The sequence below is a fragment of the Pseudomonas sediminis genome (genome assembly GCF_002741105.1).
GTDB lineage: Bacteria > Pseudomonadota > Gammaproteobacteria > Pseudomonadales > Pseudomonadaceae > Aquipseudomonas > Aquipseudomonas sediminis.
The window spans coordinates 138343-161142 of record NZ_NIQU01000005.1; the positions used below are offsets into that span (position 1 = coordinate 138343).

The following is a 22800-nucleotide window of genomic DNA, read 5'->3' on the forward strand; positions in this document are numbered from 1 at the left end:
GAGTTCGCTCGATGTCCCTTCGCTTGCCGTTGTACTCGTTTTTGCTGCTTCTGAGTCTGCCGGCCTTCGCCGCCACGCAGAAGGTCGATCTGGATTACCGCGTGCGCTTCTTGCCGGAGAGCAATCAGGCTGAAGTCAGCATCACCCTGGAGAAGGGCGAGCGCGTGCGCAGTCTTGACTTCAACCTCGGCGAAGACGGCCGTTTCAGCGACTTCAAGGCCGACGGCCAGTGGTCGCAGGAGCAGGCCGGGCGCGGCAAATGGCAGCCGGGGGAGGGCAGGAGCGTTTTGAGCTACCGCGTGCTGATCGACAACGAGCGCAAGCCCGGTCGCTACGACGCCCGGCTGACCCAGGACTGGGCGCTGTTTCGCGGTGACGACCTGGTGCCGGCGGCCAAGCTCGATCAGAAGGACAAGACCGATCTGGTGGCGCGCCTGCAGTTCGATCTGCCCAAGGGCTGGAAAAGTGTGGAGACCGGCTGGCCGCGTATCGGCAAGAACCGTTTCCGCATCGACAACCCGCAGCGCAAGTTCGACCGCCCGACCGGCTGGATGCTCGCCGGCAAGCTCGGCACCCGTCGCACCCGTCTGGGCGACACCGAAGTCGCCATCTCTGCGCCCATCGGCGAGGGCATGCGGCGCATGGACATCATGACCTTCCTCACCTTCGTCTGGCCGCAGATGCAGCAGGTGTTCCCGCGCGATCCGGACAAACTGCTGATCGTTGGCGCTGGCGACCCGATGTGGCGCGGCGGCCTGTCAGCGGCCAACTCCTACTTCATGCATGCTGATCGGCCGCTGGTCAGCGAGAACGGCACCAGCTCCCTGGTGCACGAGCTGGTACACGTGTTCGGCCGTATCTATGGCCGCGAGCGCAGCGACTGGATCGCCGAAGGTCTTGCCGAGTATTACGCCATCGAGTTGATGCGCCGTGCCGGCGGCATCAGCGAGGACCGCTATCAGAAAATCCGCGAGCAGCTGATTCGCTGGAGCAAACCGGTCAACAGCCTGCGTACCGACAACGCCAGTGGCCCGGTCACGGCGCGTGCGGTGTTGCTGTTGCAGGAGCTGGATCGCGAGATTCGGCAGAAGACCAAGGAAAAGGGCAATCTGTCGCTCGATGACGTCACCCGTGGCCTGATGCGCCTGGACAAGGTCAGCACCAAGGATTTCATCGACATCACCGAGAACGTCATCGGCGGTCCGTCGAAGACCCTGGACACGCGTTTGCTGCGTTGAGCGTTAGCGCTTCGTGGTCAGAACAGGGGGCCGGAGCGGGTGTTGTTACCCTTGGCCAGGCGGTCGTAGAGCACCACGTTGACCGTCGCGGCCAGGTTCATGCAGCCCTGGGTCGGGATGTACACCACTTCGGCGCCACACCAGTCGAGAATCTCCTGCTGCAGTGAGCCGTCCTCCGGGCCGAAGATGTAAAGCGCCCGGTCGGGATGGGTATAGGCGGGCAGGGCGCGGGCATCATCGACCAGTTCCACCGCTACCGGGGTGCAGCCCAGCGGCAGGATCTTGCGCAGATCGTCGATATTGATCAGCGGGATATCCTGGTGAACCTTCTTGGTATCGGTGATGAAATCCTTGGCGCGGTCATAGCGGGTTCCGGTGTAGAACACCGAACTGACGCCATAACAGCCTGCCGCACGCATGATGGAACCGACGTTTTCCGGGGATTTCGGATTGAACAGGCCGATGCAGGCGTATCTCTTGTTGGCCACGGTGGCACTCGCAAAAGCGCCGATTATACGGTGCCGAGTGCCACGCCCTAGTCCTTTTTCAGCAGGCTGGCCAGATCGCCGAAGGCCTTGTAGGTCGATTTGGCGGCCTGAGGGCTGGCGGTGGAGCCTTCGGCGAAGTACTGCTGGTCGGTGTAGCGCGAGTGTTCGTTGTCGTGACAGAACAGGCACAGCAGCTCCCAGTTGGAACCATCGGCCGGGTTGTTGTGGTGGTTGTGGTCGCGGTGGTGCACGGTCAGTTCGCTCAGGCGCTTGCCAGAGAACTCACGGGCGCAGCGGCCGCAGACGTGGGGGTACATTTTCAGCGCTTTCTGCCGGTAGCCTTCTTCGGCCTGGGCGGACAGATAATAGGGGTTGTTGCTGGTGCTCATGGCGGAACCTGTTATCGAAGGTGAACGCTTGTCTGGATATGTTGCCAGAATAGAACGAAAGCCAGCTGCACAGGAGAAATGTCATGCGCTTGCCTCTGTTCGCCGTGATGATTCTGGCCTCCAGCCTCGGCAGTCTGGCCTGGGCTCAGGAGCCGATACGCATGCCGTCCGCCCCTGGGGCGGGCGCGCCGGGCACCGCCACGCCGCAGCCATACGGCCAGCCTTCCACGCCCAGTACGATCAAGCGCCAGGGATCGGCGCCCCTTTTACCGCCGCCCCAGGGACAAACGCCCCCAGGGACTGCGCCGAAATCCACCGGTGACCAGCCGATTCCGCAACTGGATGAGCAACTGCGCCGCAACAGCCAGGGGCTGGATGGGCAACGCAAGCAGGACTGATCATCGTTTTTTGTAGGAGCGGCTTCAGCCGCGATGCTTGGTGTCTCGCTGCTGAAGCGCAATGCCGCCCAACCGCTCCTAAGGGTGTGGTATCCCGAGCACACGGAACAGAAACGCGTACTCCAGCGCCACATCCTTTATGCCCTGATAACGCCCACTCATGCCGCCATGGCCGGCGCCGAGATCGGTCTTGAGTAGCAGCAGGTTGTCGTCGGTCTTGTCGCGACGCAGTTTCGCCACCCATTTGGCTGCTTCCCAGTACTGCACGCGGCTGTCGTTGTAACCGGCGACGGCGAGGATGGGCGGGTAGGCCTGGGCGCGGACGTTCTCGTAAGGTGCGTACGCCTTGATGCGCTCGAAGACCTCGGGCTGATTCGGATCGCCCCATTCGTCGTACTCGGTCACGGTCAGCGGCAGGTCCGGGTTGAGCATGGTGTTGAGCACATCGACGAACGGCACTTCGGCGATGGCGGCGGCGAATAGCTCGGGGCGCTGGTTGAGTACGGCGCCAATCAGCAGACCGCCTGCGCTGCCGCCGCTGATCGCCAGTTGCGAAGTGATGGTCAGGCCCTCGGCGACCAGGCGCTCGGCACTGGCGATGAAATCGTCGAAGGTGTTCTGTTTGTGCTCTAGCTTGCCGGCGCGGTACCAGGCTTCGCCCATCTCGCCGCCGCCGCGTATGTGCGCGATGGCGAAGACGAAACCGCGCTCCAGCAGGCTCAGGCGCGCGTGGGAGAACCAGGGGTCGAGGCTCGCCCCGTAGGCGCCGTAACCATAGAGATAGAGCGGTGCCGGTTTGCCGGCGGCGAACACCTCGCGGCGCGCTACCAGGCTGATCGGGATCTGCGTACCGTCGGCCGCGCTGGCCCAGAGACGGCGACTTTCATAGGCGTCGGCATCGAACGGGCCTTCTACCGGCGTCTGCTTGAGTACCTGCTGTTCACCCGTTGCCAGCTCCAGCTGACGTACCTGTGCGGGACGGTTCAGTGCTTCGTAGCGCAGGCGGATTACCGGGCTGTGAAACTCCAGGCTGTCCTGTACGTAGAGGCTGTAGGCCGCATCCGGCAGTTGTACGCGATAGGGCGCCAGTCCCCGCGGCTGTACTTCGAGGATCGGCAAGCCGCCTTCACGGAGGGCGAGGGTAAGCGCACGTTGGTTCAGGGTGGCGCCTTCGAGCATCACCTGCGGGTCGTGAGCGCGAATCTGTTGCCAGTGCGGGCGCTGCGGCTTGTCCTCAGTGGCGCGGTAGAGCGCGAAGTTGATGCCACTCTGGTTGCTGCGGATCAACCAGCACCACTGGCCGTCCAGCATGCCGTGGTCGACGTCATATTCATGGTCTTCTTCGCGCGGGGCCAGGCAGCTGAAGTTGCCCTGCGGCTGTTGCGCATCCAGCACCCAGACTTCGCTGGTGGTCTTGCTGCCCAGTTGCAGAATCAGCTGGCGCTCGGAGCTGGAGCGGTAGCAGTGCAAGAAGAAGCGGCCATCCATTTCCTCGAATACGGCTTGCGCGGCGGCGTCGCCCAGGCGGTGACGGTACAGCTTGTAGGGGCGATGGGTCTCGTCCAGTTCGGTAAAGAACAGCGTCTGGCTGTCATTGGCCCAGGTCATGCTGCCGTCGCAGTCGTCGAAGGGCAGTTCGCTGATTTCGCCGCTGGCGAGTTCCTTGACGAACAGGCGGTAGATCTCGTCGCCGCTGCTGTCGAGGCTGTAGGCCAGGAGCTGCTGGTCGGGGCTGATGCTGAAAGCACCGACGGAAAGAAAGCCGCCGTCGGCCAGCGCGTTGGGATCGAGCAGCAGCGTTTCGCTGGCACTGTCGACCTGCAGCGTACCGTCGGCAGGACGGCGGCAGCGATAGTGCCGTGGATACTCATCACCGGCCGTGGTGCGCTGGTAGTAGAGATAGTCGCCCCAGGGCGTCGGCAGTGACAGGTCAGTCTCGCGAATGCGCCCCTTGATCTCCTCGAACAGTTGCTCGCGCAGAGCTCGTTGCGGCTCCAGCACGGCATCCAGATAAGCGTTTTCTGCCTGCAGGTGCGCCAGGACCTCATCGCTGTCGCGGTTTTCCAGCCAGCGATAGGGATCTTTGCCGGCTTCCTGGCGGGCGATGGGGGCAGAGGACATGGCGTAGCTCCAGAGAACGAGAGGGCGACGGCGGGGGCGCCGCATTGGGCAAAAGCCGTTATCATAAGCGCCCCTTTGCCAGACCTGCCACGCCGGCGCCTGCTTATGATGAATGAAAACGACTACCTCATGGCCTGGGCGGCCTACGGGATTGCTGCCCTGGGTTGCCTGTTGGTGTGGATGCGCCTGACCAGCTGGATGTGGCGCTACCTGCGCGAGCCGCTCGCCGTGCTGGTGGCCGTGTTGCTGTTCAGCCCTACCATTGTCGACCCGACGCGCGAGCTGTTCGCGCCGGCTCTTGCGGTCACCGCCATGGACGTGTTGCTCAAGGTCGGCAACAACGCCTGGCGTGCTGTCGCCGATCTCGCGCTCTACAGTCTCATTGCGCTGGCCGTATACCTGCTGTTCGTCGCCGTGCGCTGGCCCATCGAGCGCTGGTGGAAGGGGCGCAAGGGCGAGCAGGTGGCCGAGGTCGACGAAGACCCGCGTACCTTGCGCGAACGCATGGAGGAAGACGGCGACCTGCCAGCACGCGATTACGGGCGTGATCGTTCGGGTCGCATGGAACCGCGTATTTGATCTGACCCCTTGCGCCTGTCGGCCCAGGCGTTCAGCATGATGGCCTTGTGCAAGGGAGGCCCGATGGATTGCGTGTTTTGCGCCATTGCCGAGCAACGGCTACCCGCTCATCGCCTTTATGAGGACGATGATTTCATCGTGCTGCTGGATATCTTCCCGATGCGGCCGGCCCATGTGTTGATCGTCAGTCGTCTGCATGCACCGTTTCTGCGTGACTTGCCGCCGGCGGTGCGTGAGCGTCTGCTGATACTGGCCGATCGTATCGCCGCCGCGCTGCGCGAGGCCGGCTTTGGCAAGAACGGCATCAACCTGCTGATCAACGATGGTCCGGATTCCAATCAGCACGTGCCCCACCTTCATTTACACCTGATTCCACGCCAGCCAGGCGACCTGCCGGCGCTGCTCTGGCGATTGCTGGTGCGTTTTCTGCCAATGGGCCGCAAGCGAATCGAAGTGCGTCTGCAAGATGAAGCCGATCGTCTGCGTCTGATCCTCGGCAAGGAGAATTGATTCGATGTGCGAATTGCTCGGCATGAGCGCCAATGTACCCACCGATATCGTGTTCAGTTTCACCGGGCTGATGCAGCGTGGTGGCCGCACCGGCCCGCATCGCGACGGCTGGGGCATCGGCTTCTACGAAGGGCGCGGCCTGCGTCTGTTTCAGGACCCGCGGGCGAGCAGTGAGTCCGAGGTGGCGCAGTTGGTGCAGCGTTACCCGATCAAGAGCGAGGTGGTGATCGGGCACATTCGTCAGGCCAACGTCGGCAAGGTTTGCCTGGTCAACACTCATCCTTTCAGCCGTGAGCTGTGGGGGCGTAACTGGTGTTTCGCACACAACGGGCAACTGGCCGGCCTGCAGGGCTCCACCAGTTTCTACCGACCGATAGGCGAGACCGACAGCGAGGCAGCGTTCTGCGACCTGCTCAACCGCGTGCGCCGGGCCTTTCCCGAGCCGGTATCGGTGGAAATGCTGCTGCCGGTGCTGGTGGCGGCGTGTGCCAGCTACCGTCAGCTTGGCGTATTCAACTGCCTACTCAGCGATGGCGATTGGCTGTTCAGCTTCTGCTCGACCAAGCTGGCGCATATCACCCGGCGTGCGCCGTTCGGCCCCGCGCAACTCAAGGATGCCGACCTGAAGGTGGACTTTCAGTCGGAAACCACGCCCAACGACGTGGTGACGGTCATCGCCACCGAACCCCTGACCGACAACGAACAATGGTCGCTGTATCAGCCGGGCGAATGGCGCCTGTGGCGACGCGGCGAATGCATCACTCACGGCAAGGCCTGACCCCATGCTTAGAAGCTACCTGCGTCTGACGTTGTTCGCCTTCGGCCTGTTACCTGGCGTGCAGGTGCCGGGTTTCATCGATGACTACGCCAAGCGCGTCGAAGCCCATCGCTTGGAGTCGCAGCAAAGCCTCAAAGGCTTTCAGGAAACTGCGCGCAATTTCTTCAAGGGCGATATGGACGCACTGGTAGCGCACTATCGCGTGAGCGACGACCCGGTGATGCGCAGCGATGCCAAGAGCGTCGGTCACCTGGTGCAGCGCTCGGCCTTGCTCGAACGTGAATGGCAGGCCATGCAGGGCCCCTGGTACACCCAGGCCTGGCACCTGGCGACCGCTGCCGATCACGAGTTGTTCGAGGAAACCCTGCAGGCGTACCGCTATCAGGTGCTGTTCACCCCGGATGCAATTCTCTGGGGCGTGATCAGCGCCTTGCTGTTGGCCTGGTTGGTCGAGGTGCTGGTGGTGCTGTGCGGCTGGCTGTTCGGAGCGGGCCGCACCCGGCGAGCGCAGCAACGGCACTGGCACTGACGACAGGCGAGTGCCGGGCGTGTTTTGCGCTGATCCGGCGGTTGGTTGCCTGGGATCAAAAGCCACAAAAAGTGCACTGGTTCGCCTGGGCACGAGGCAGGGCGTGTTAATGTAATACGGCGTTACATTTATCTCTCTCTCGTGTTACTGGAGTTTCCATGTCGATCAAGGATTCGATCCTGGCAGCCGCGCTGGCTGCTGTCCTGCCATTCACCTGTGCCGCCTACGCCAACTACGAGACCGAGCCAGACAGCGCTGCGGTCAGCGAGGACGTCAGCGAGAGCGATGATTCGGCGCAGTACATCAGCCCGGAAGAATTCGTCGCCAGCCTGGAGTTCAAGAGCGGCCGCGTCGTCCTGGGCAATGATCTTGCCACCCTCAACCTGCCCGATTCGCTGGTGTTTCTCGACGGTGAGAATGCCCAGCGCCTGCTGGTCGACGCTTGGGGCAACCCGCCGGATGATGTCCCGCCGCTGGGCATGATCCTGCCGGCCGGCGTGTCGCCGCTGGCCGATGAATCCTGGGGTGTGACCGTCGAATATGAAGACAGTGGCTACGTGTCCGACGAGGACGCCGCTGACATCGACTATGGCGACATGCTCAAGGACATGCAGGCCGACATGCGCGAGGCCAACACCTGGCGTGAAGAGAACGGTTACGAGCCGGTACAACTGGTCGGCTGGGCCGCAGCGCCACGCTACGATGCCGAAGGCAAGAAGCTGCATTGGGCCAAGGAACTGAAGTTCGGTGAAAGTGAGACCAACACCCTGAACTACAACATCCGCGTGCTCGGCCGTAAGGGTGTGCTGGTGTTGAACTTCGTCGCCAACATGGACCAACTGGCGGAAATCGAAGCCAATGTACCGGCCGTATTGGCTGCGACCGATTTCAACCCCGGCCAGCGCTATGTCGAATTCGACCCAGACCTGGACACCGTAGCGGCCTATGGCCTGGGTGCGCTGGTGGCTGGTAAGGTAGCGGCCAAGACCGGTTTGCTGGCGCTGTTGCTGGTACTGCTGAAGAAGTTCTGGTTCATCCCGGTGGTGCTGGGCGGTTGGCTGTTCAAGCGCATCGGCCTGCGTAAGAAGGACGCTCCCAGCGAAGCGGCGAGTGCGTCGCAAGCGCCAGTAGCCAATGCCGAGAGCAAGCCGGAAGAGCCTCTGCAGACCCCGGCGCAGACGGTGATGGACCTGAACAAGCCAGACGATGCGGACAAGCGGTGAGTTTGAAGCGTGGTAGCGTCATTTGCAGGGATGCGTTACGCGGTACCTCAGTTGCCGTTGTACTGACGCTGAGCGCCGGTTGTGGCGAAGCGAATCGCTTCGCCGACGGCTGGGATCGTGGCGGTACGCTGCATGACGCGAGCATGCGTGAATGGGCCTTTGCCGTCGATGCCAATCGACTGGCCACCAGCGCCGATTTCGTCCGCGAGCGCATTCCCGATATGCCTGAGGAAGGGTTGCCGATTAGTAGCGCCCTGGTCGAGAAATGTCTGAGCGACATGTCGCTCCGTTCCGCCGTGGACTATCTCAAGGCGCACGAGAAACTGGACTACTGCTTCGACTACACCGAGAGGATGCTCGGTCGGTTGGCCCAGGAATATGCAAGCCAGGCGCCTGCCTCCGAATAGCGAAACGCCGCGAACCCTCTACAGGGTTCGCGGCGTTTTTCATTGCGGCTCGATGCCTTACTTGGACAGGTACTTCATGCCGTCTTCCAGACCCTGCAGGGTCAGCGGGTACATGCGATCTTCGATCAGCTCGCGCACCAGGCCCGTGGAGGCGGTGTAGTTCCAGGTGTCCTTGGGGTAGGGGTTGATCCAGATGATCTTCTTGAATTTCTCGGTGAAGCGCTTCATCCAGACGTAGCCGGCTTCCTCGTTCCAGTGCTCGACGCTGCCGCCGGCCTGGGTGATTTCGTAGGGCGCCATGGCCGCGTCGCCGACGAACACCACCTTGTAGTCGGCGCCGTACTTGTGCAGCAAGTCCAGGGTCGAGGTGCGCTCGCTGGTGCGGCGCATGTTGTTCTTCCACACGCTCTCGTAGATGAAGTTGTGGAAGTAGAAATATTCAAGATGCTTGAACTCGGTCTTGCAGGCTGAGAACAGCTCCTCGCAGACCTTGACGTGGGCGTCCATGGAGCCGCCGATATCCAGTAGCAGCAGGAGCTTGACCGTGTTGCGTCGCTCCGGGCGCATCTGGATATTGAGCAGGCCGCCATCTTTCGCCGTGTGGTCGATGGTGCCGTCCAGATCGAGCTCTTCGGCTGCGCCCTGGCGGGCGAACTTGCGCAGGCGGCGCAGCGCCACCTTGATATTGCGCGTGCCCAGCTCGACCTGGTCGTCGAGGTTCTTGTATTCACGCTGATCCCACACCTTGGCGGCCTTGCCCTGGCGCTTGCCGGCATCGCCAACACGAATGCCTTCCGGGTTGTAGCCGCCGGAGCCGAACGGGCTGGTGCCGCCCGTGCCGATCCACTTGTTGCCGCCTGCGTGCTTTTCCTTCTGTTCTTCGAGGCGTTTCTTGAACTCCTCGATCAGCTTGTCGAGGCCACCGAGGCTCTGGATCTGCGCCTTTTCCTCATCGCTCAGCAGGCGCTCGAATTCCTTGCGCAGCCATTCTTCGGGGATCATCGCCTCGATATGTTCGTTGAGGTTTTCCAGGCCCTTGAAGTAGGCGCCGAAGGCGCGATCGAACTTGTCGAAGTGACGTTCGTCTTTGACCAGGATCGCGCGCGCCAGGTAATAGAACTCGTCCATGTCGGCGAACACGACGTTGTGCTTGAGCGCGTTGATCAGGTCGAGCAACTCGCGCACCGACACCGGCACCTTGGCCGCGCGCATTTCGTTGAACAGGTTGAGCAGCATGTTATGCCCTCATGAAAGTCTGTGACTGCCTGTGGCCACTGCCCGCACCAGAGGAAGGGCGAGCTAGAGTCAGGCAAGGCGAGAGCAGGCGAGCAAGCGCAGTGTACTTTTGTACATGAGCATTGCGAGCCTGCTCTCAACGCAGCCTGGCCGACGCGCAGCCGCCCGATGTTTACCGCGAAGCGCGGCGGGTCATGAAGGCCAGGCGCTCGAGCAACTGCACATCTTGCTCGTTCTTCACCAGGGCGCCAGCCAGAGGCGGGATGGCCTTGGTCGGGTCGCGTTCGCGCAGCACGGCTTCGCCGATGTTGTCGGCCATCAGCAGCTTGAGCCAGTCCACCAGTTCGCTGGTCGAGGGCTTCTTCTTCAGGCCCGGTACTTTGCGCACGTCGAAGAACACGTCCAGCGCCTCGGCCACCAGCTCGCCGCTGATGTTGGGGTAGTGCACGTCGACGATCTTTTTCAGCGTGTCGCGATCAGGGAAGGCGATGTAGTGGAAGAAGCAGCGGCGCAGGAAGGCGTCCGGCAGTTCTTTCTCGTTGTTCGAGGTGATGATGATGATCGGGCGCTGCTTGGCCTTGATCGTCTCGTTGGTCTCGTAAACGTAGAACTCCATCTTGTCGAGTTCCTGCAACAGGTCGTTGGGGAACTCGATGTCGGCCTTGTCGATCTCGTCGATCAGCAGGATCACGCGCTCGTCGGCCTCGAACGCCTCCCACAGTTTGCCTTTCTTGATGTAGTTGCGAACGTCGTGAACCTTGTCGGAGTCGAGCTGCGAGTCGCGTAGGCGGCTGACAGCATCGTATTCATACAGGCCCTGGTGCGCTTTGGTGGTGGATTTGATGTGCCAGGTGATCAGCTTGGCGCCGAAGGCGTCGGCCAGTTGTTCGGCGAGCATGGTCTTGCCGGTACCCGGCTCACCCTTGACCAGCAGCGGGCGCTGCAGGGTGATGGCGGCGTTGACCGCGAGCTTGAGGTCGTCGGTGGCGACGTAGGACTGTGTGCCTTCGAACTTCATCGGAAAATCCTCGGAACGGTAACGCGCGGGGCCGGCCCGCAGCAGAAATTCAGAGCGCGACTATAACGCGCAGCTCAGGTGGCTGTGAACGCAGACGCAGTATTCAGTCACTGAATGGGCGGTCACCGCTGCTTATGACTACGGCTCAGCTGCCGTCCTGCTGGGGTGGTGGGCGCTCGTAGCGGGGTGTGAAGGCTTCGACGAACGCGTTGCGCAGGATGGCGATGAAGGCCTGGAATGCACTGGTCTGCTGGTCATGCACGCTGCCGCTGAGTTCGACGCGGGTAGCGAACTGGTCACGGCGCTGATTCTTCAACAGCGTCTCGCTGCCGCCGACGATGGCCTCCCAAAGCGAGCGCAGTACGCCTTTATCTTCGTCTTCGACGTCCTGCTCCCAGTCGAACACCTCGACATCGCGCAGCAGGGGTTTGATGTAGCCGTTGAGCTGAGCATTTTTGGCCTGCGCTTCGATCACCAGGTCGCCGTTGCCGCGTTTGAAGTCGAAGCGGCCGTAGGCGCGGGCGAAGTCGTTGAAGCGCGTCAGGTCGATGTCCTTCGCGCGCAGGCGCAGTTCGAAGTCCTCGAATTGCTCGAACGGGTCGAAGGTCGCCTCGGCTTCCAGTGGCGCGTGCTCCAGCAACAGCGCGCGACCTCCGAAGTGCGCGACGCGGTCGCCCGGCTCGTCACCGACATTGGTGAGGTTGTAGAGGCTGGCGTTGACCTGGTCAGCGCTCAGTTCCACCTGGGGGTCGGTGCTAAAGTTATGAAAGCTGATGCGGCCGTCGATCACCCGCAGTTCGTTGAGGGTGATGGGCAGCAGCTTGTTCAACTGATCGCGCCAGTCGGTGCCGGCACCGGTCTGGGTGGCCTGGTCGTTTTCGCCGCCATCGACGAAATTCAGTTGTGGGCGCTCGAAGAACACTTCCGCGACCACCGCGTGTTCCGACCACAGTGCCCGCCAGCTTACCGCCAGATCGATCAGCGGCGCGTCGAGCAGCGGCACGGGTACGTCGCCGCTGCTCTTGACGATGCGCAGGTCGTTGATGCGATAGGCGCCGCGCCACCAGGCCAGGTCGATATCAGCGATATGCCCGCGGTAGTCGCCCATGTCGGCGAGCTTGCCGTTGAGGTAGTCGCGGATCAACCAGGGCAGCGTAAGCTGCGCCGCCAGCAACAGCAGCAGTGCAACAAGCAGAGCCCTGAGGGGCCAGCTGTAGCGTCGTTTCATCGGACAGTCCATCGAGTGATCTATCTTCGATGGACTGCGTGCGCGGCATTCTGTTCGGCTGGACTGACGCTGCACCTGGGCATAGGCTGGTGCCCCTTATTCATCGTCCATCTGCTTAGGAAGGAATCATGAGCCGCATTTTCGCTGACAACTCCCAGGCCATCGGTAACACGCCGCTGGTGATGATCAATCGCCTGGGGCCGAAAGGTGTGACCATCCTCGCCAAGATCGAGGGGCGCAACCCGGCCTATTCGGTCAAGTGCCGCATCGGTGCCAGCATGATCTGGGATGCCGAGGAGCGCGGTGTGCTCAAGCCGGGCATGACCATCGTCGAACCGACCTCGGGCAACACCGGCATCGGCCTGGCCTTCGTCGCTGCTGCACGTGGCTACAAGCTGGTGCTGACCATGCCGGCCTCGATGAGCCTGGAGCGGCGCAAGGTGCTCAAGGCCCTTGGCGCCGAACTGGTACTGACCGAGCCGGCCAAGGGCATGAAGGGCGCCATCGAGAAGGCCAACGAACTGGCCGCCGCCAACCCTGACTATTACCTGCCGCAGCAGTTCGAGAACCCGGCCAACCCGTCCATCCACGAGAAGACCACCGGTCCGGAAATCTGGCGTGACACCGAAGGTGCCATCGACGTATTGGTCGCTGGCGTGGGGACTGGCGGCACCATCACCGGGGTTTCGCGTTACATCAAGCAGACCCAGGGCAAGCCGATCCTCTCGGTCGCGGTGGAGCCAGTGGGTTCGCCGGTAATCAGCCAGACCCTGGCGGGTGACGAGGTCAAGCCGGCCCCGCACAAGATCCAAGGCATCGGCGCCGGTTTCGTGCCGAAGAACCTCGATCTGGCGATGGTCGATCAGGTCGAGCAGGTCAATGACGACGACGCCAAGGCCATGGCCCTGCGCCTGATGCGTGAGGAGGGCATTCTCTGCGGTATCTCTTGCGGCGCTGCGATGGTGGCGGCGGTGCGTCTGGCGGAGAAACCGGAGATGCAGGGCAAGACCATCGTGGTAATCCTGCCGGACTCCGGGGAGCGCTACCTGTCGAGCATGCTGTTCAGCGATATGTTCACCGAGCAGGAGTTGCAGCAGTAAGAGTTGCCAGCTCTCGTGATCAAAGCCGCCTTCGGGCGGCTTTTTCGTAGAGCCTCGCGCAGCGGGATGGTTTCGCAGCGGGCTCGGTGCGCGCAGCGCCCCCTACGTTCTGGCAACGGCTGGCCTGACCACCAGCCACAGCGCCAACGCGATCAACACGCAGCCAGGTATGTAGGCCCAGCTCAGTGGCTCACCCAGCAGCAAAGCGCCCCATAGCACGCCGAATGGCGGGATGAGGAAGGTGGTGGTGCTGGCCTTGATCGGTCCGATATCGGCCAGCAAACGGAAATACAGCACGTAGGCGAACGCGGTGCAGACCAGGCCAAGGCCGGCCAGCGACAGCCACACCTCAATGCCGCCCCAGCTCGGCGGCGGTTGCAGCGCCAGGCTGCCGCCGAACAGCGGTAGCAGGAACAGGCTGGCACCCGCGAGGCTGGCGAAGGCAGTGAGGCGATTGTCCAGGCCGCCCTGTTGGCCGATCCAGCGCCGGGTAAGAAAGCCGGCAAAGCCGTAGCAGGTGGTGGCCACCAGGCAGGCGCCGGCACCGAGCAGCAGTTGCAGGTCGAAGGCCACCGGGCCGGTGCGAGTCAGCACCGCAACGCCAAGCAGACCGATAAATACGCCCGCCGCCTTGCTGCGGGTGATGCCCTCATGGAAAAACAGTGCGCCGATCAATACACCCATCAGCGGAGTGGTGGCGTTGAAGATCGCCGAGTAACCAGCCGGTAGGATCAATGCCGCCAGGCAATACATGGCTGAAGGCAGGCCGGCATTGATCACGCCTAAACCCAGGCAGATGCGAAATTTGCCGCGAAAGTCCCAGTCCGTGCGCAGCAGCAAAAGCAGTGCGAGCAGCCCCAGCGCGCCGAAGCTGGCGCGAAAGAACGCGGTCGGCATGCTTCCCAACACGGGGGCGGCAACGCGCATGAACAGGAAGCTGGCGCCCCAGATGGCGGCGAGCAGCAGCAGGCGGAGCAGGTCGGCGGTACGCAAGGCGGAGTATCCGGCTGGGTGGGGCCGAGAGTGTTGCCGCTGGGCGGGGTTCTGGCAATCCGCATTGCACTTTCGAATATGTGTGGCGGTGCTGCGCATGAGAATGTGGGAGCGGCTTTAGCCGCGATGAGCAATCCCGCAAGCTTTACCCGGTGATCTCTGATTGCATCCAGGCCAGTGTTGTCGGCTAAGCTCGGCTGATCACTGCAGATGAGGCATGCGTAATGGGGCAGCAATGGCCGGCTGGCGAGATCGCTCGACTGATCCTCGAGGGGTTCGATGATTACCGCGAGCATTTTCGCCAGATCACCGATGGCGCGCGCGTGCGCTTCGAGCAGGCGCAATGGCAGGAGGCGCAGCAGGCTTCGGCGGCGCGCATCAACCTCTACGAAGAGAAGGTCGCAGAAACCCGCGAGCACTTGTTGCAAGGGTTCGATGCTTCGCTGCTGGAAGTCGGCCAGTGGCCGCTGGTCAAGAGCGCCTATATCTCCCTGATCGACCTGCGCTTCGACGACGAACTGGCGGAGACCTGGTTCAACTCGATCTTCTGCAGCCTGTTCAGCCATGACCAGATCAGCGATGGCTGCATGTTCATCCACACCACGCGGCCGTCTCTACGCAACCAGCCCAGCGCGGCGCAGACGCGCAGCTACCGGCCTTCTGGCGAGCTGCACCTGGCACTGCAGACGATCTTCGACGATTACCGTTTCGATGCTCCTTACGAGGACCTGCCTCGCGACCTGCAGCGCCTGGAAGAGCAACTGCGCGCCAGCCTGCCGGACTGGGTTTGCAAGGACCCGCAGCTGTGCATCGAGCTGTTCTCCTCGGTGCTGTATCGCAACAAGGGCGCCTACCTGATCGGGCGCATCTACAACCGTGAGGAGCAGTGGCCGCTGGCGATCCCGCTGCTGCACCGCGAAGGGCTGGGTATCCAGGCCGATGCGGCGATCACTGACGAGGCGGAGGTGTCGATCATCTTCTCCTTCACCCGCAGCTACTTCATGGTGGACGTGGCCATCCCGGCCGAGTTCGTCGGCTTTCTCAAGCGCATCCTGCCAGGCAAGCACGTTGCTGAGCTGTACACTTCGATCGGCTTCTACAAGCACGGCAAGTCCGAGTTCTACCGGGCGCTAATCGGCCACCTGGCCAGTACCGATGACCGCTTCATCATGGCGCCCGGTGTGCGCGGCATGGTTATGAGCGTGTTCACCCTGCCGGGCTTCAATACCGTATTCAAGATCATCAAGGACCGTTTCGCCCATGCCAAGACGGTGGATCGCAACACGGTGATCGAGAAATACCGCCTGGTAAAAAGCGTGGATCGGGTAGGGCGCATGGCCGATACCCAGGAGTTCGCCGACTTCCGCTTTCCCAAGGCCAAGTTCGAGCCGGAGTGCCTGGCCGAGTTGCTGGAGGTGGCGCCGTCGACCGTGGTGGTGGAGGGTGACACTGTGCTGGTGCGCCACTGCTGGACCGAGCGACGCATGACGCCGCTCAACCTCTACCTGGAAAGTGCCAACGAGGCGCAGGTGCGTGAGGCGCTGGACGACTACGGTCTGGCCATCAAGCAGCTTGCTGCAGCCAATATCTTCCCTGGCGACATGCTGCTGAAGAACTTCGGTGTTACCCGTCATGGCCGCGTGGTGTTCTACGACTACGACGAGATCTGCTTTCTCACCGAGGTGAATTTCCGCCGCATCCCGCCGCCGCGCTTTCCCGAGGACGAGATGAGTTCCGAACCCTGGTATTCGGTGGGGCCGATGGACGTGTTCCCCGAAGAGTTTCCGCCGTTCCTGTTCGCCGATATCAAGCAGCGCCGGCTATTCAGCCAGCTGCATGGCAACCTGTACGAAGCCGATTACTGGAAACAGTTGCAGGAGGCGATTCGCGCAGGCAAGGTGATCGACGTGTTCCCTTATCGGCGCAAGAGCCCGGTAATTTGACGGCGCCTGGTTGAAATCCGGTTTGTCCGGCCTAATCTGATAAATGAGCCGCTGGCTCTTCCCTTTACTTGGCAGGAGGTCGTACCCATGCTCGCCAAGCTGCAAGAACAACTGCAAGCCCTGTTGCAGGCCCTTGGCCTTGTCCCGCAACCTCAGCCAATTCGTATCAGCGAAGCCGAGCAGGAGCGCCTGAGTCGCGAAGCGCGTCAGCGTCGCTGAAACGCTCAGGTGAGTCGATGGGCGTCGAACCAGGCGCCTATCAGCTCGCGCATCCGCTGTCCCGAGAAACTGCCGAAATGCCCGCCGTGCACGGTGCGTACGGGTAGTTCGCGCAAGCGCGCAAGACTCTGTGCGTAATCCTCCAGATTCGAATGGTAGGCGTCCTCGATCAACGGGCCGTCGTAGAGGATGTCGCCGGAAAACAGCGTTTGCGTCTGCGCTTCCCACAGGCTGATGCCACCCGGTGAATGACCGGGTGTGTGCAGCACCTGCAATACCCGATTACCCAGGTCCAGCACGTCGCCATCTTCGATCAGACGCGTGGCCGGCGCTGCGCGTACGCGGTACTCGGCGTAACACAGCGGGCAATCCGGGTGCGCCTCGAACATGTCGTCGCCGACGAAATCCGTAGCCAGGGTATTGGCGCCGTCCGGCGCGGCGAGAATGTCAGCCTCGGCTGGATGCACCAGACGCTCATCGAACTCGTGATGCCCAGCGATATGGTCGAAGTGGCAGTGGCTGGCTACGGCCAGCAGCGGCTTTTCGGTCAGCCAGGGCAGTTGCTCGCGCAGGCTGACCAGCCCGGAGCCGGAGTCGATCAGCACGTCATGCTCGCGCCCCTGCACATGCCACATGTTGCAGCGATAGAAGGGGCGTACGTAGGGCTCGTGGATCAGGCAGATGCCGTCGTGGCGGTGCTCCACCTCGAACCAGCGGTCGCGGCTGACGATTTTCATGACCGGAACTTACCTCACTGGCGGGTTGCACCCGCCCTACAGGTTCGTATGACGAGTAGGGCGGGTGCAACCCGCCACGGTTGTTATCACGCTACGCCAGCTGTGCTCGCGGCACCAGCACCCAGCGACGCAATACCGCGTAGCTGGCAGCGGTAATCAGGAACACCGGCAGCGAGGCGCCCCAGGCCAGCGGCGAGACCCAGCCCCAGTAGTAAGCCAACATCGCGCCCAGGCCGTAGGCGACGAAGGCCGCAGGGTTGAAGCCGTTCAGGTAACGATAGCGGCCGCCATCTTCACTGAGCAGTTCGTCCACGGCGTAGTCGCCCTTGTGGATCAGGAAGTAGTCGGCGATCAGCACGGCGAAGGCCGGGATGAACACGCTGCCGATCACCAGCAGGAAACTCTGGAAATTGTCGAGGATACCGGGTATCTGCGAGCCGAGGATCGACAGCACGCCGATGCACAGTGCCGGCTTCCAGAATGGGGTTTTCGGGCTGATGTTGAGGTACGACAGCGAAGCGCTGTAGACGCACATGACATTGGTGGTCATTACCGAGAGGAACACCACGATGGCCGCCGGCAAGCCGAAGCCGAAACCAGCCAACAGCACGGCCGGGTCGTAGGTCTGCTCCATGCCGGTCAGTACCGAGAAGCCGGATACCGTGGCGCCCAGACCCATGGCCAGCAGGGTGGCGGCGACATAACCGACCCAGGTACCGACCCCAGCCACGCCCTGACTGCGGCAGTTGCGGTTGTAGTCGGCGGCCAGTGGAATCCAGGAGAAGGCGGTGGCGATGACGATATCGAATGCGATACCGGGGGTGATTTCGTTGCGCGGCTCGGTCGGCATGGCCAGCAGGCTGTCGAACTCGAACTTCTGTCCCATCACGTAGAACACCGCGCCGGCCAGCAGAAGCATGCCGATGGCGGCCCAGCGCTCGACGCGTTCGATGCCCAGATGACCGCGCAGGGCGATCAGCAGCACCAGGGTCTCGCAGAGGATGGTGAACAACGGCAGGTTGGAGTAACCGGTCAGATGTTCCACCGCGTAGTTCAGGCTCATGCCGGCCAGCAGCGCCTGGATCCAGCTCCAGGCGAGCAGGGTCAGCAGGTTGACCAGTGACGGCAGCTTGGCGCCACGCGAGCCGTAGCTGCCACGTGCCAGCACCATGGTGGTCAGGCCCGAGCGTTGGCCCATCAGCCCGACCAGTACCAGCGGCAGGATGCCGATGCCCGAGCCGATCAGCACGATGAGCATGGCCTGGGTGAATTTCAGATCCGGCACCAGCAGCATGCCGGTGAGGATGGTGGTCACCACCACGTTGGCGCCCAGCCACAGGGCGATGGTGCCGCCGAGGCCTAGGCTGCGATGCGCCTTGTCGGTTGGGGCAAGGCCGTCCTGGCCGAAATGCTGGCTGAGATTCTTGAACATGGAACGACTCCCCGATGCTTGATTATTGGTATTGGTGGGCGGCAGTCAGTGGTACAGCTGAATCTTGTGGTTATGGTCACGCGGGCTCGCGGCTAAAGCCCCTCCCACGGGGGCACCTCGATTTCCGTGGGAGGGGCTTTAGCCGCGATTGATCTAGTCAGGGATGAAAGGGCGCAGTCTCCTGCACTTCGATGATCAAGGGGCGATCTTCGGGCGCGCTGCGCAGCAGCTCGGCCAGGTGGGCATGGTCGCGCGCACGCTCGGCGGCGCAGCCAAAGCCCCGGGCGATGGCCAGCAGATCAGGCGTGTAGATGTCGACGGCAATCGGGGTGATCTCGCGGCGCTGCATGTAGCGCTTGATCTCGCCGTAGCCGCTGTTGTTCCACAGCAGCACGATGATACCGACCCTTGCCTCTACGGCACTGGCCAGCTCGGCGATGGTGAACTGAATACCGCCATCACCCATCAGGCTTATCACCGGCCGCGCAGGTTCGGCCAGCTTGGCGCCGATGGCTGCCGGCAGACCGTAGCCGAGGGTGCCGTAGCCGGTGGAGGCGTTGAACCAGCGCCGCGCGCCGTCCAGTTCGACCAGATGGTTGCCGCTGTACACGGTCTGCGTCGAGTCACCGACGAAGCGGGCATCGGGCAGGGACTCGAGAATGCAGTCGAACAACTGGCGGTAGTGCGCCCAATCACTGAAATCCTCTGCCAGCCGCTCCTGCACGGCAGCAGTACGCTGGGCGCCGGGGCTGTGTTCGCCTGGCTGACGGGGGGCGAACTCGGCCAGCAACATGCGCATAGCCAAGCGCGCATCGCCCTGAATCGCCAGGTGCGGGGTGAAGTTGCGCTGCAGTTGCTGGCCGTCGATGTCGACGCGGATCAGCCGGCCAGGCAGACGGAAGTCGCCGTCGAACACCACGTCGTAGTCGGTCTCGCCCAGCTCGGTGCCGATGGCCAGTACCACGTCGGCCTCTAGCGCCAGGTCGCGCACCGGGCGCAGCGACTGGTTACTGCCCAGCAGCAGCGGATGGCCCGGCGGAAGCAGGCCTTTGGCGTTGATGGTCAAGGCAGTCGGTGCATCCAGCGCGGCAGCCAGGGCGCGGGCCTCGGCCTCGGTGGCGACGCAGCCACCACCGAGCAGCAGCAACGGGCGCTCGGCCTGCTTGAGCAGCCCGGCGGCCTCGCGGATCAGCGTGCGGTTCGGCGCCGGGCGGCGCACCGTCGGGCGCGGCGCCAGGGACATGTGCGAGGCGTCGGCGGTGATGATGTCCAGCGGCAGCTCGATGTGCACCGGGCGCGGCCGCTCGCCCTCGAACACGGTAAAGGCGCGGGACAGGATGGCGGGCAGCTCCTCGACGCTCATCAGGGTGTGGCTGAAGGCGGTGACGCCTGCCGTCATCGCCCGCTGGTTGGGCAGCTCGTGCAGATAGCCCTTGCCCAGGCCCAGGCGTTCGCGCTCGTTGACGCTGGAGATCACCAGCATCGGGATCGAGTCAGCGTAGGCCTGGCCCATGGCGGTTAGGATGTTGGTCATCCCCGGCCCGGTGATGATGAAGCACACACCGGGCTTGCCCGAGACGCGCGCATAGCCGTCGGCCATGAAGCCCGCGCCCTGTTCGTGGCGCGGGGTGACATGGCGGATGCCGCTGGCCGGCAGGCCACGGTAGAGCTCGACGGTGTGCACGCCGGGAATGCCGAACACGGTGTCGACGCCCCAGGCTTCGAGTTGCTTGACGAGAAATTCGCCGCAGGTGGTCATGGTCAGGTCCTTGTGTCGGCGTCAGCCAACGATCCAGTGCGCCATCAGCGCGATGATCGGCAGGGTGATCAGGGTGCGGATGATGAAGATGACGAACAGCTCCAGCAGGTTCAGCGGCAGCTTGGCCTTGAGGATCAGCACGCCCACTTCAGACATGTAGATCAGCTGGGTCAGCGACACGCAGGCCACCACGAAACGGGTCAGCTCACTTTCGATGCCCTTGCCCAGTACTGCCGGCAGGAACATGTCGGCGAAACCCACCAGCATGGCCGGTGCCGCCTTGGCCGCTTCTGGCAACTGCAGGGCTTCGAGCAGTGGGACGAAGGGGTAGGACAGCCAGTTGAAGATCGGTGTGAACTCGGCAATCGCCAGGGACACGGTGCCGATAGCCATCACCAGCGGCAATAAACCGAGCCAGATGTCGACCACGTTGTGTACGCCGATCTTCACCATCTGCACGGGAGAGGGATTGGCATTGGCGCGCTGAACGGCCTGGGTCAGGCCCCAGCGCAGCAGCGAGGTGCCGGCCGGCACGTCCTCCTGAATCTGCTTGCCGACGCCGGCGACGTACTCGTCCTTCTTCCACGACAACGGTGGGATGCGTGGGGTGATGATGGCGGCAGCGAGGCCAGCGACCACCACGGTCAGGTAGAAGGGCACGAACAGGTGATCGAGCTTCATGAAGCTGGTGATCAGCAGGCTGAAGGCGATCGAGGCGATGGAGAAGTTGGTGGCGATCACCGCCGCTTCACGGGCGCTGTAGAAACCCTTCTGGTACTGCTGGGCGGTGATCAGCACGCCAACGGTGCCGGAGCCAAGCCAACTGGCGATGGCGTCGATGGCCGAGCGCCCCGGCAAGCCGAAGATCTTGCGGAACACGTTGCGCACCAGGGTGCCGCAGAACTCCATCAGGCCGTAGTCGGTGAGCAGCGGCAGAATCAGGCCGGCGACCAGGAAGAAGGTGATCAGTACCGGCGCCAGGTCTTTCAGTACCACGCCGCCAGTGTTGGCGCTCCAGACCCATTCAGGGCCGAACTGCCAGAAGGTCATGGCTGCAAACAGCGCGCCGACCACACGCAGGCCGAGCCAGAGTGGATGCAGGTTGAACAGATCATCCAGCGCGCGGCGCTCGGTGACCCAGCGCGGCTTGAGCAGGCTGCCGAATACGCCCAGCACTGCGGAGATGATCAGCAGCCCGGTGGCGATGGCTGGCAACTGTTCGCTTACAGCGGCCTTGAGTGCATCGGCCATGACCCCGAGGCCGATGGTCACCTTCTCTTCATAGACAATGGGGGTGAGAAACAGCAGCACGCCAAGCAGGGAAGGGATCAGGAAAATAAGAAACTGGCGCAGGTCGTAAGGTCGCGCGGCAGGGTCGTTGGTTGGCGGCTGCTTGTCCAGCACCGGGGCAGTGTCTTCGCGATTCATCAGGTCACCTTGATTATTTTTGTTTGAATATATTGGGTGTCGTCTGGGACACCCGAACGGGCATAAAAGCCATGGATCAGCGGCGCTGAACTCCCGGAAGCACGCAGAGCATTTCGTACAGCAAATTGGCGCCGAGCAACGAGGTGTTGCCAGTGGTGTCGTAAGGTGGGGAGACCTCGACCAGGTCGCCGCCGATCAGGTCCAGGCCCTGGCAGCCGCGAATGATCTCGATGGCCTGAATAGTCGTCAGACCGCCGATCTCCGGGGTGCCGGTGCCGGGCGCCCAGGCCGGGTCGATGCCGTCGATGTCGAAGGACAGGTACACCGGGCCGCCGCCGACCTTCTCGCGTACTTCGGCCATCAGCGGCTCCAGCGACTTGTGCCAGCACTCTTCTGCCTGCACCACACGGAAGCCCTGCTTGCGGCTCCAGTTGAAGTCCTCGGCGGTGTAGCCCTGGGCGCGCAGGCCGATCTGCACCACGCGCTCGCTGTCGAGCAGGCCTTCTTCCTGGGCACGGCGGAAGGTGGTGCCGTGAGCGATCTTCTCGCCGAACATGTGGTCGTTCACATCCGCGTGGGCGTCGATATGCACCAGGCCGATCTTGCCGTGTTTCTTGTGCAGCGCACGCAGTATCGGCAGGGTAATGGTGTGGTCGCCACCCAGGGTAAGCGGCTTGATGCCAAGTTCGACGATCTCGTCGTAGGCCTCTTCGATGATGCGCACAGCGTCGAGCAGGTTGAAGGTGTTGATCGCCACGTCACCGATATCGGCCACGTTCAGCGAGTCGAAGGGCGCGGCGCCGGTGGCCATGTTGTACGGGCGGATCATCACCGACTGGGCGCGAATCTCGCGCGGGCCGAAGCGGGTGCCGGAGCGCAGCGAGGTACCGATGTCCAGCGGCACGCCGACGAAGGCGGCGTCGAGCTGGCGTTTTTCCTCGGTGCTCTGGATGTGGGGCAGGCGCATCATGGTGGCGATGCCGCCGAAGCGGGGCATTTCATTGCCGCCCAGGGGCTGGTGGAAGGTCTTGTCCATGGGTAGGCCTC

Annotated in this window: 23 protein-coding genes; 11 read left to right on the top strand and 12 right to left on the bottom strand. The window is 62.8% G+C overall.

Going from position 1 to position 22800, the window contains the following annotated elements; translation table 11 throughout:
- Positions 1-11: 11 nt before the first annotated feature.
- Positions 12-1238 (top strand): gluzincin family metallopeptidase, encoded by a 1227-nt coding sequence (locus CDO35_RS13890; RefSeq protein WP_099525301.1) that lies wholly within the window; start codon positions 12-14, stop codon positions 1236-1238.
- Between the two features lie 17 nt (positions 1239-1255).
- On the opposite strand, the gene CDO35_RS13895 is transcribed toward CDO35_RS13890, so the two are convergent.
- Together CDO35_RS13895 and CDO35_RS13900 are read right to left on the bottom strand one after the other, a co-directional pair.
- Positions 1256-1726 carry an RNA methyltransferase gene (locus CDO35_RS13895; protein WP_037002491.1) on the bottom strand — a complete coding sequence of 157 codons (471 nt, stop codon included), beginning with the start codon at positions 1724-1726 and terminating at the stop codon, positions 1256-1258.
- 47 nt (positions 1727-1773) lie between these two features.
- The gene (locus tag CDO35_RS13900) at positions 1774-2115 is read right to left on the bottom strand and encodes a YajD family HNH nuclease (RefSeq protein WP_099525302.1); all 342 of its coding nucleotides are present in this window, start codon (positions 2113-2115) and stop codon (positions 1774-1776) included.
- A gap of 83 nt (positions 2116-2198) precedes the next feature.
- Between CDO35_RS13900 and CDO35_RS13905 the strand changes: the two genes are divergently transcribed.
- Positions 2199-2513, top strand: a complete 315-nt coding sequence (locus CDO35_RS13905) for a hypothetical protein (protein WP_099525303.1) — start codon at positions 2199-2201, stop codon at positions 2511-2513.
- Between the two features lie 78 nt (positions 2514-2591).
- Here CDO35_RS13905 and CDO35_RS13910 read toward each other — a convergent pair whose 3' ends face one another.
- Positions 2592-4634, bottom strand: a complete 2043-nt coding sequence (locus tag CDO35_RS13910) for a S9 family peptidase (protein ID WP_099525304.1) — start codon at positions 4632-4634, stop codon at positions 2592-2594.
- 105 nt (positions 4635-4739) lie between these two features.
- On the opposite strand from CDO35_RS13910, the gene CDO35_RS13915 reads away from it, so the two are divergent.
- The 6 genes from CDO35_RS13915 to CDO35_RS13940 all read left to right on the top strand — a co-directional run bounded on the left by CDO35_RS13915 (position 4740) and on the right by CDO35_RS13940 (position 8660).
- Positions 4740-5213, top strand: coding sequence for an MFS transporter (locus CDO35_RS13915; RefSeq protein ID WP_099525305.1), 474 nt, complete (start codon positions 4740-4742; stop codon positions 5211-5213).
- Between the two features lie 63 nt (positions 5214-5276).
- On the top strand, positions 5277-5723 hold the full coding sequence (locus tag CDO35_RS13920; protein WP_099525518.1) for an HIT family protein: 447 nt from the start codon (positions 5277-5279) through the stop codon (positions 5721-5723).
- A 4-nt stretch (positions 5724-5727) separates the two neighbouring features.
- Positions 5728-6501, top strand: a complete 774-nt coding sequence (locus CDO35_RS13925) for a class II glutamine amidotransferase (protein WP_099525306.1) — start codon at positions 5728-5730, stop codon at positions 6499-6501.
- Between the two features lie 4 nt (positions 6502-6505).
- A complete protein-coding gene (locus CDO35_RS13930; protein ID WP_099525307.1) occupies positions 6506-7030 on the top strand; it encodes a DUF2937 family protein in 525 nt (174 codons plus the stop codon).
- Positions 7031-7188: 158 nt separating this feature from the next.
- Complete coding sequence (locus tag CDO35_RS13935; RefSeq protein ID WP_099525308.1) at positions 7189-8253, top strand: DUF2167 domain-containing protein; 1065 nt, start codon at positions 7189-7191, stop codon at positions 8251-8253.
- A complete protein-coding gene (locus CDO35_RS13940; protein ID WP_243699087.1) occupies positions 8250-8660 on the top strand; it encodes a hypothetical protein in 411 nt (136 codons plus the stop codon). Before CDO35_RS13935 ends, CDO35_RS13940 begins: the two co-directional genes overlap by 4 nt.
- Before the next feature lie 57 nt (positions 8661-8717).
- Here CDO35_RS13940 and CDO35_RS13945 read toward each other — a convergent pair whose 3' ends face one another.
- The 3 genes from CDO35_RS13945 to CDO35_RS13955 form a co-directional block, all read right to left on the bottom strand.
- Positions 8718-9896 (bottom strand): vWA domain-containing protein, encoded by a 1179-nt coding sequence (locus CDO35_RS13945; RefSeq protein ID WP_099525310.1) that lies wholly within the window; start codon positions 9894-9896, stop codon positions 8718-8720.
- 172 nt (positions 9897-10068) lie between these two features.
- Positions 10069-10914, bottom strand: coding sequence for an AAA family ATPase (locus CDO35_RS13950; RefSeq protein WP_079784028.1), 846 nt, complete (start codon positions 10912-10914; stop codon positions 10069-10071).
- A 145-nt stretch (positions 10915-11059) separates the two neighbouring features.
- A complete protein-coding gene (locus CDO35_RS13955) occupies positions 11060-12142 on the bottom strand; it encodes a DUF748 domain-containing protein (protein ID WP_099525311.1) in 1083 nt (360 codons plus the stop codon).
- A gap of 128 nt (positions 12143-12270) precedes the next feature.
- Here CDO35_RS13955 and cysK point away from each other — a divergent pair, with 128 nt between their 5' ends.
- Complete coding sequence (cysK, locus tag CDO35_RS13960; RefSeq protein ID WP_099525312.1) at positions 12271-13242, top strand: cysteine synthase A; 972 nt, start codon at positions 12271-12273, stop codon at positions 13240-13242.
- Positions 13243-13344: 102 nt separating this feature from the next.
- On the opposite strand, the gene CDO35_RS13965 is transcribed toward cysK, so the two are convergent.
- Positions 13345-14235: a DMT family transporter gene (locus CDO35_RS13965; protein WP_099525313.1), complete on the bottom strand. Its 891-nt coding sequence runs from the start codon at positions 14233-14235 to the stop codon at positions 13345-13347.
- A gap of 224 nt (positions 14236-14459) precedes the next feature.
- On the opposite strand from CDO35_RS13965, the gene aceK reads away from it, so the two are divergent.
- Both aceK and CDO35_RS23100 read left to right on the top strand, forming a co-directional pair.
- Positions 14460-16178: a bifunctional isocitrate dehydrogenase kinase/phosphatase gene (aceK, locus tag CDO35_RS13970; protein ID WP_099525314.1), complete on the top strand. Its 1719-nt coding sequence runs from the start codon at positions 14460-14462 to the stop codon at positions 16176-16178.
- A gap of 87 nt (positions 16179-16265) precedes the next feature.
- Positions 16266-16397, top strand: a complete 132-nt coding sequence (locus CDO35_RS23100; protein ID WP_256579289.1) for a PA1414 family protein — start codon at positions 16266-16268, stop codon at positions 16395-16397.
- Positions 16398-16402: 5 nt separating this feature from the next.
- Here the strand turns inward: CDO35_RS23100 and CDO35_RS13975 are convergent, their stop codons facing one another.
- The 5 genes from CDO35_RS13975 to speB all read right to left on the bottom strand — a co-directional run bounded on the left by CDO35_RS13975 (position 16403) and on the right by speB (position 22789).
- A complete protein-coding gene (locus CDO35_RS13975) occupies positions 16403-17134 on the bottom strand; it encodes an MBL fold metallo-hydrolase (protein ID WP_099525315.1) in 732 nt (243 codons plus the stop codon).
- Between the two features lie 91 nt (positions 17135-17225).
- Positions 17226-18566 (bottom strand): purine-cytosine permease family protein, encoded by a 1341-nt coding sequence (locus CDO35_RS13980; RefSeq protein WP_099525316.1) that lies wholly within the window; start codon positions 18564-18566, stop codon positions 17226-17228.
- 157 nt (positions 18567-18723) lie between these two features.
- Positions 18724-20325 (bottom strand): 5-guanidino-2-oxopentanoate decarboxylase, encoded by a 1602-nt coding sequence (locus tag CDO35_RS13985; RefSeq protein WP_099525317.1) that lies wholly within the window; start codon positions 20323-20325, stop codon positions 18724-18726.
- 21 nt (positions 20326-20346) lie between these two features.
- Entirely contained in the window at positions 20347-21753 is a 1407-nt protein-coding gene (locus tag CDO35_RS13990) for a YjiH family protein (RefSeq protein WP_099525318.1), read from the bottom strand.
- Between the two features lie 76 nt (positions 21754-21829).
- Positions 21830-22789 (bottom strand): agmatinase, encoded by a 960-nt coding sequence (gene speB, locus CDO35_RS13995; RefSeq protein WP_099525319.1) that lies wholly within the window; start codon positions 22787-22789, stop codon positions 21830-21832.
- Positions 22790-22800: the final 11 nt, after the last annotated feature.

Coding starts and splice junctions, on each gene's coding strand:
- CDO35_RS13890 (WP_099525301.1), top strand. CDS start 12: ATGTCCCTTCGCTTGCCGTTGTACTCGTTTTTGCTGCTTCTGAGTCTG.
- CDO35_RS13900 (WP_099525302.1), bottom strand. CDS start 2,115: ATGAGCACCAGCAACAACCCCTATTATCTGTCCGCCCAGGCCGAAGAA.
- CDO35_RS13905 (WP_099525303.1), top strand. CDS start 2,199: ATGCGCTTGCCTCTGTTCGCCGTGATGATTCTGGCCTCCAGCCTCGGC.
- CDO35_RS13910 (WP_099525304.1), bottom strand. CDS start 4,634: ATGTCCTCTGCCCCCATCGCCCGCCAGGAAGCCGGCAAAGATCCCTAT.
- CDO35_RS13915 (WP_099525305.1), top strand. CDS start 4,740: ATGATGAATGAAAACGACTACCTCATGGCCTGGGCGGCCTACGGGATT.
- CDO35_RS13920 (WP_099525518.1), top strand. CDS start 5,277: ATGGATTGCGTGTTTTGCGCCATTGCCGAGCAACGGCTACCCGCTCAT.
- CDO35_RS13925 (WP_099525306.1), top strand. CDS start 5,728: ATGTGCGAATTGCTCGGCATGAGCGCCAATGTACCCACCGATATCGTG.
- CDO35_RS13930 (WP_099525307.1), top strand. CDS start 6,506: ATGCTTAGAAGCTACCTGCGTCTGACGTTGTTCGCCTTCGGCCTGTTA.
- CDO35_RS13935 (WP_099525308.1), top strand. CDS start 7,189: ATGTCGATCAAGGATTCGATCCTGGCAGCCGCGCTGGCTGCTGTCCTG.
- CDO35_RS13945 (WP_099525310.1), bottom strand. CDS start 9,896: ATGCTGCTCAACCTGTTCAACGAAATGCGCGCGGCCAAGGTGCCGGTG.
- CDO35_RS13950 (WP_079784028.1), bottom strand. CDS start 10,914: ATGAAGTTCGAAGGCACACAGTCCTACGTCGCCACCGACGACCTCAAG.
- CDO35_RS13955 (WP_099525311.1), bottom strand. CDS start 12,142: ATGAAACGACGCTACAGCTGGCCCCTCAGGGCTCTGCTTGTTGCACTG.
- cysK (WP_099525312.1), top strand. CDS start 12,271: ATGAGCCGCATTTTCGCTGACAACTCCCAGGCCATCGGTAACACGCCG.
- aceK (WP_099525314.1), top strand. CDS start 14,460: ATGGGGCAGCAATGGCCGGCTGGCGAGATCGCTCGACTGATCCTCGAG.
- CDO35_RS23100 (WP_256579289.1), top strand. CDS start 16,266: ATGCTCGCCAAGCTGCAAGAACAACTGCAAGCCCTGTTGCAGGCCCTT.
- CDO35_RS13975 (WP_099525315.1), bottom strand. CDS start 17,134: ATGAAAATCGTCAGCCGCGACCGCTGGTTCGAGGTGGAGCACCGCCAC.
- CDO35_RS13980 (WP_099525316.1), bottom strand. CDS start 18,566: ATGTTCAAGAATCTCAGCCAGCATTTCGGCCAGGACGGCCTTGCCCCA.
- CDO35_RS13985 (WP_099525317.1), bottom strand. CDS start 20,325: ATGACCACCTGCGGCGAATTTCTCGTCAAGCAACTCGAAGCCTGGGGC.
- CDO35_RS13990 (WP_099525318.1), bottom strand. CDS start 21,753: ATGAATCGCGAAGACACTGCCCCGGTGCTGGACAAGCAGCCGCCAACC.
- speB (WP_099525319.1), bottom strand. CDS start 22,789: ATGGACAAGACCTTCCACCAGCCCCTGGGCGGCAATGAAATGCCCCGC.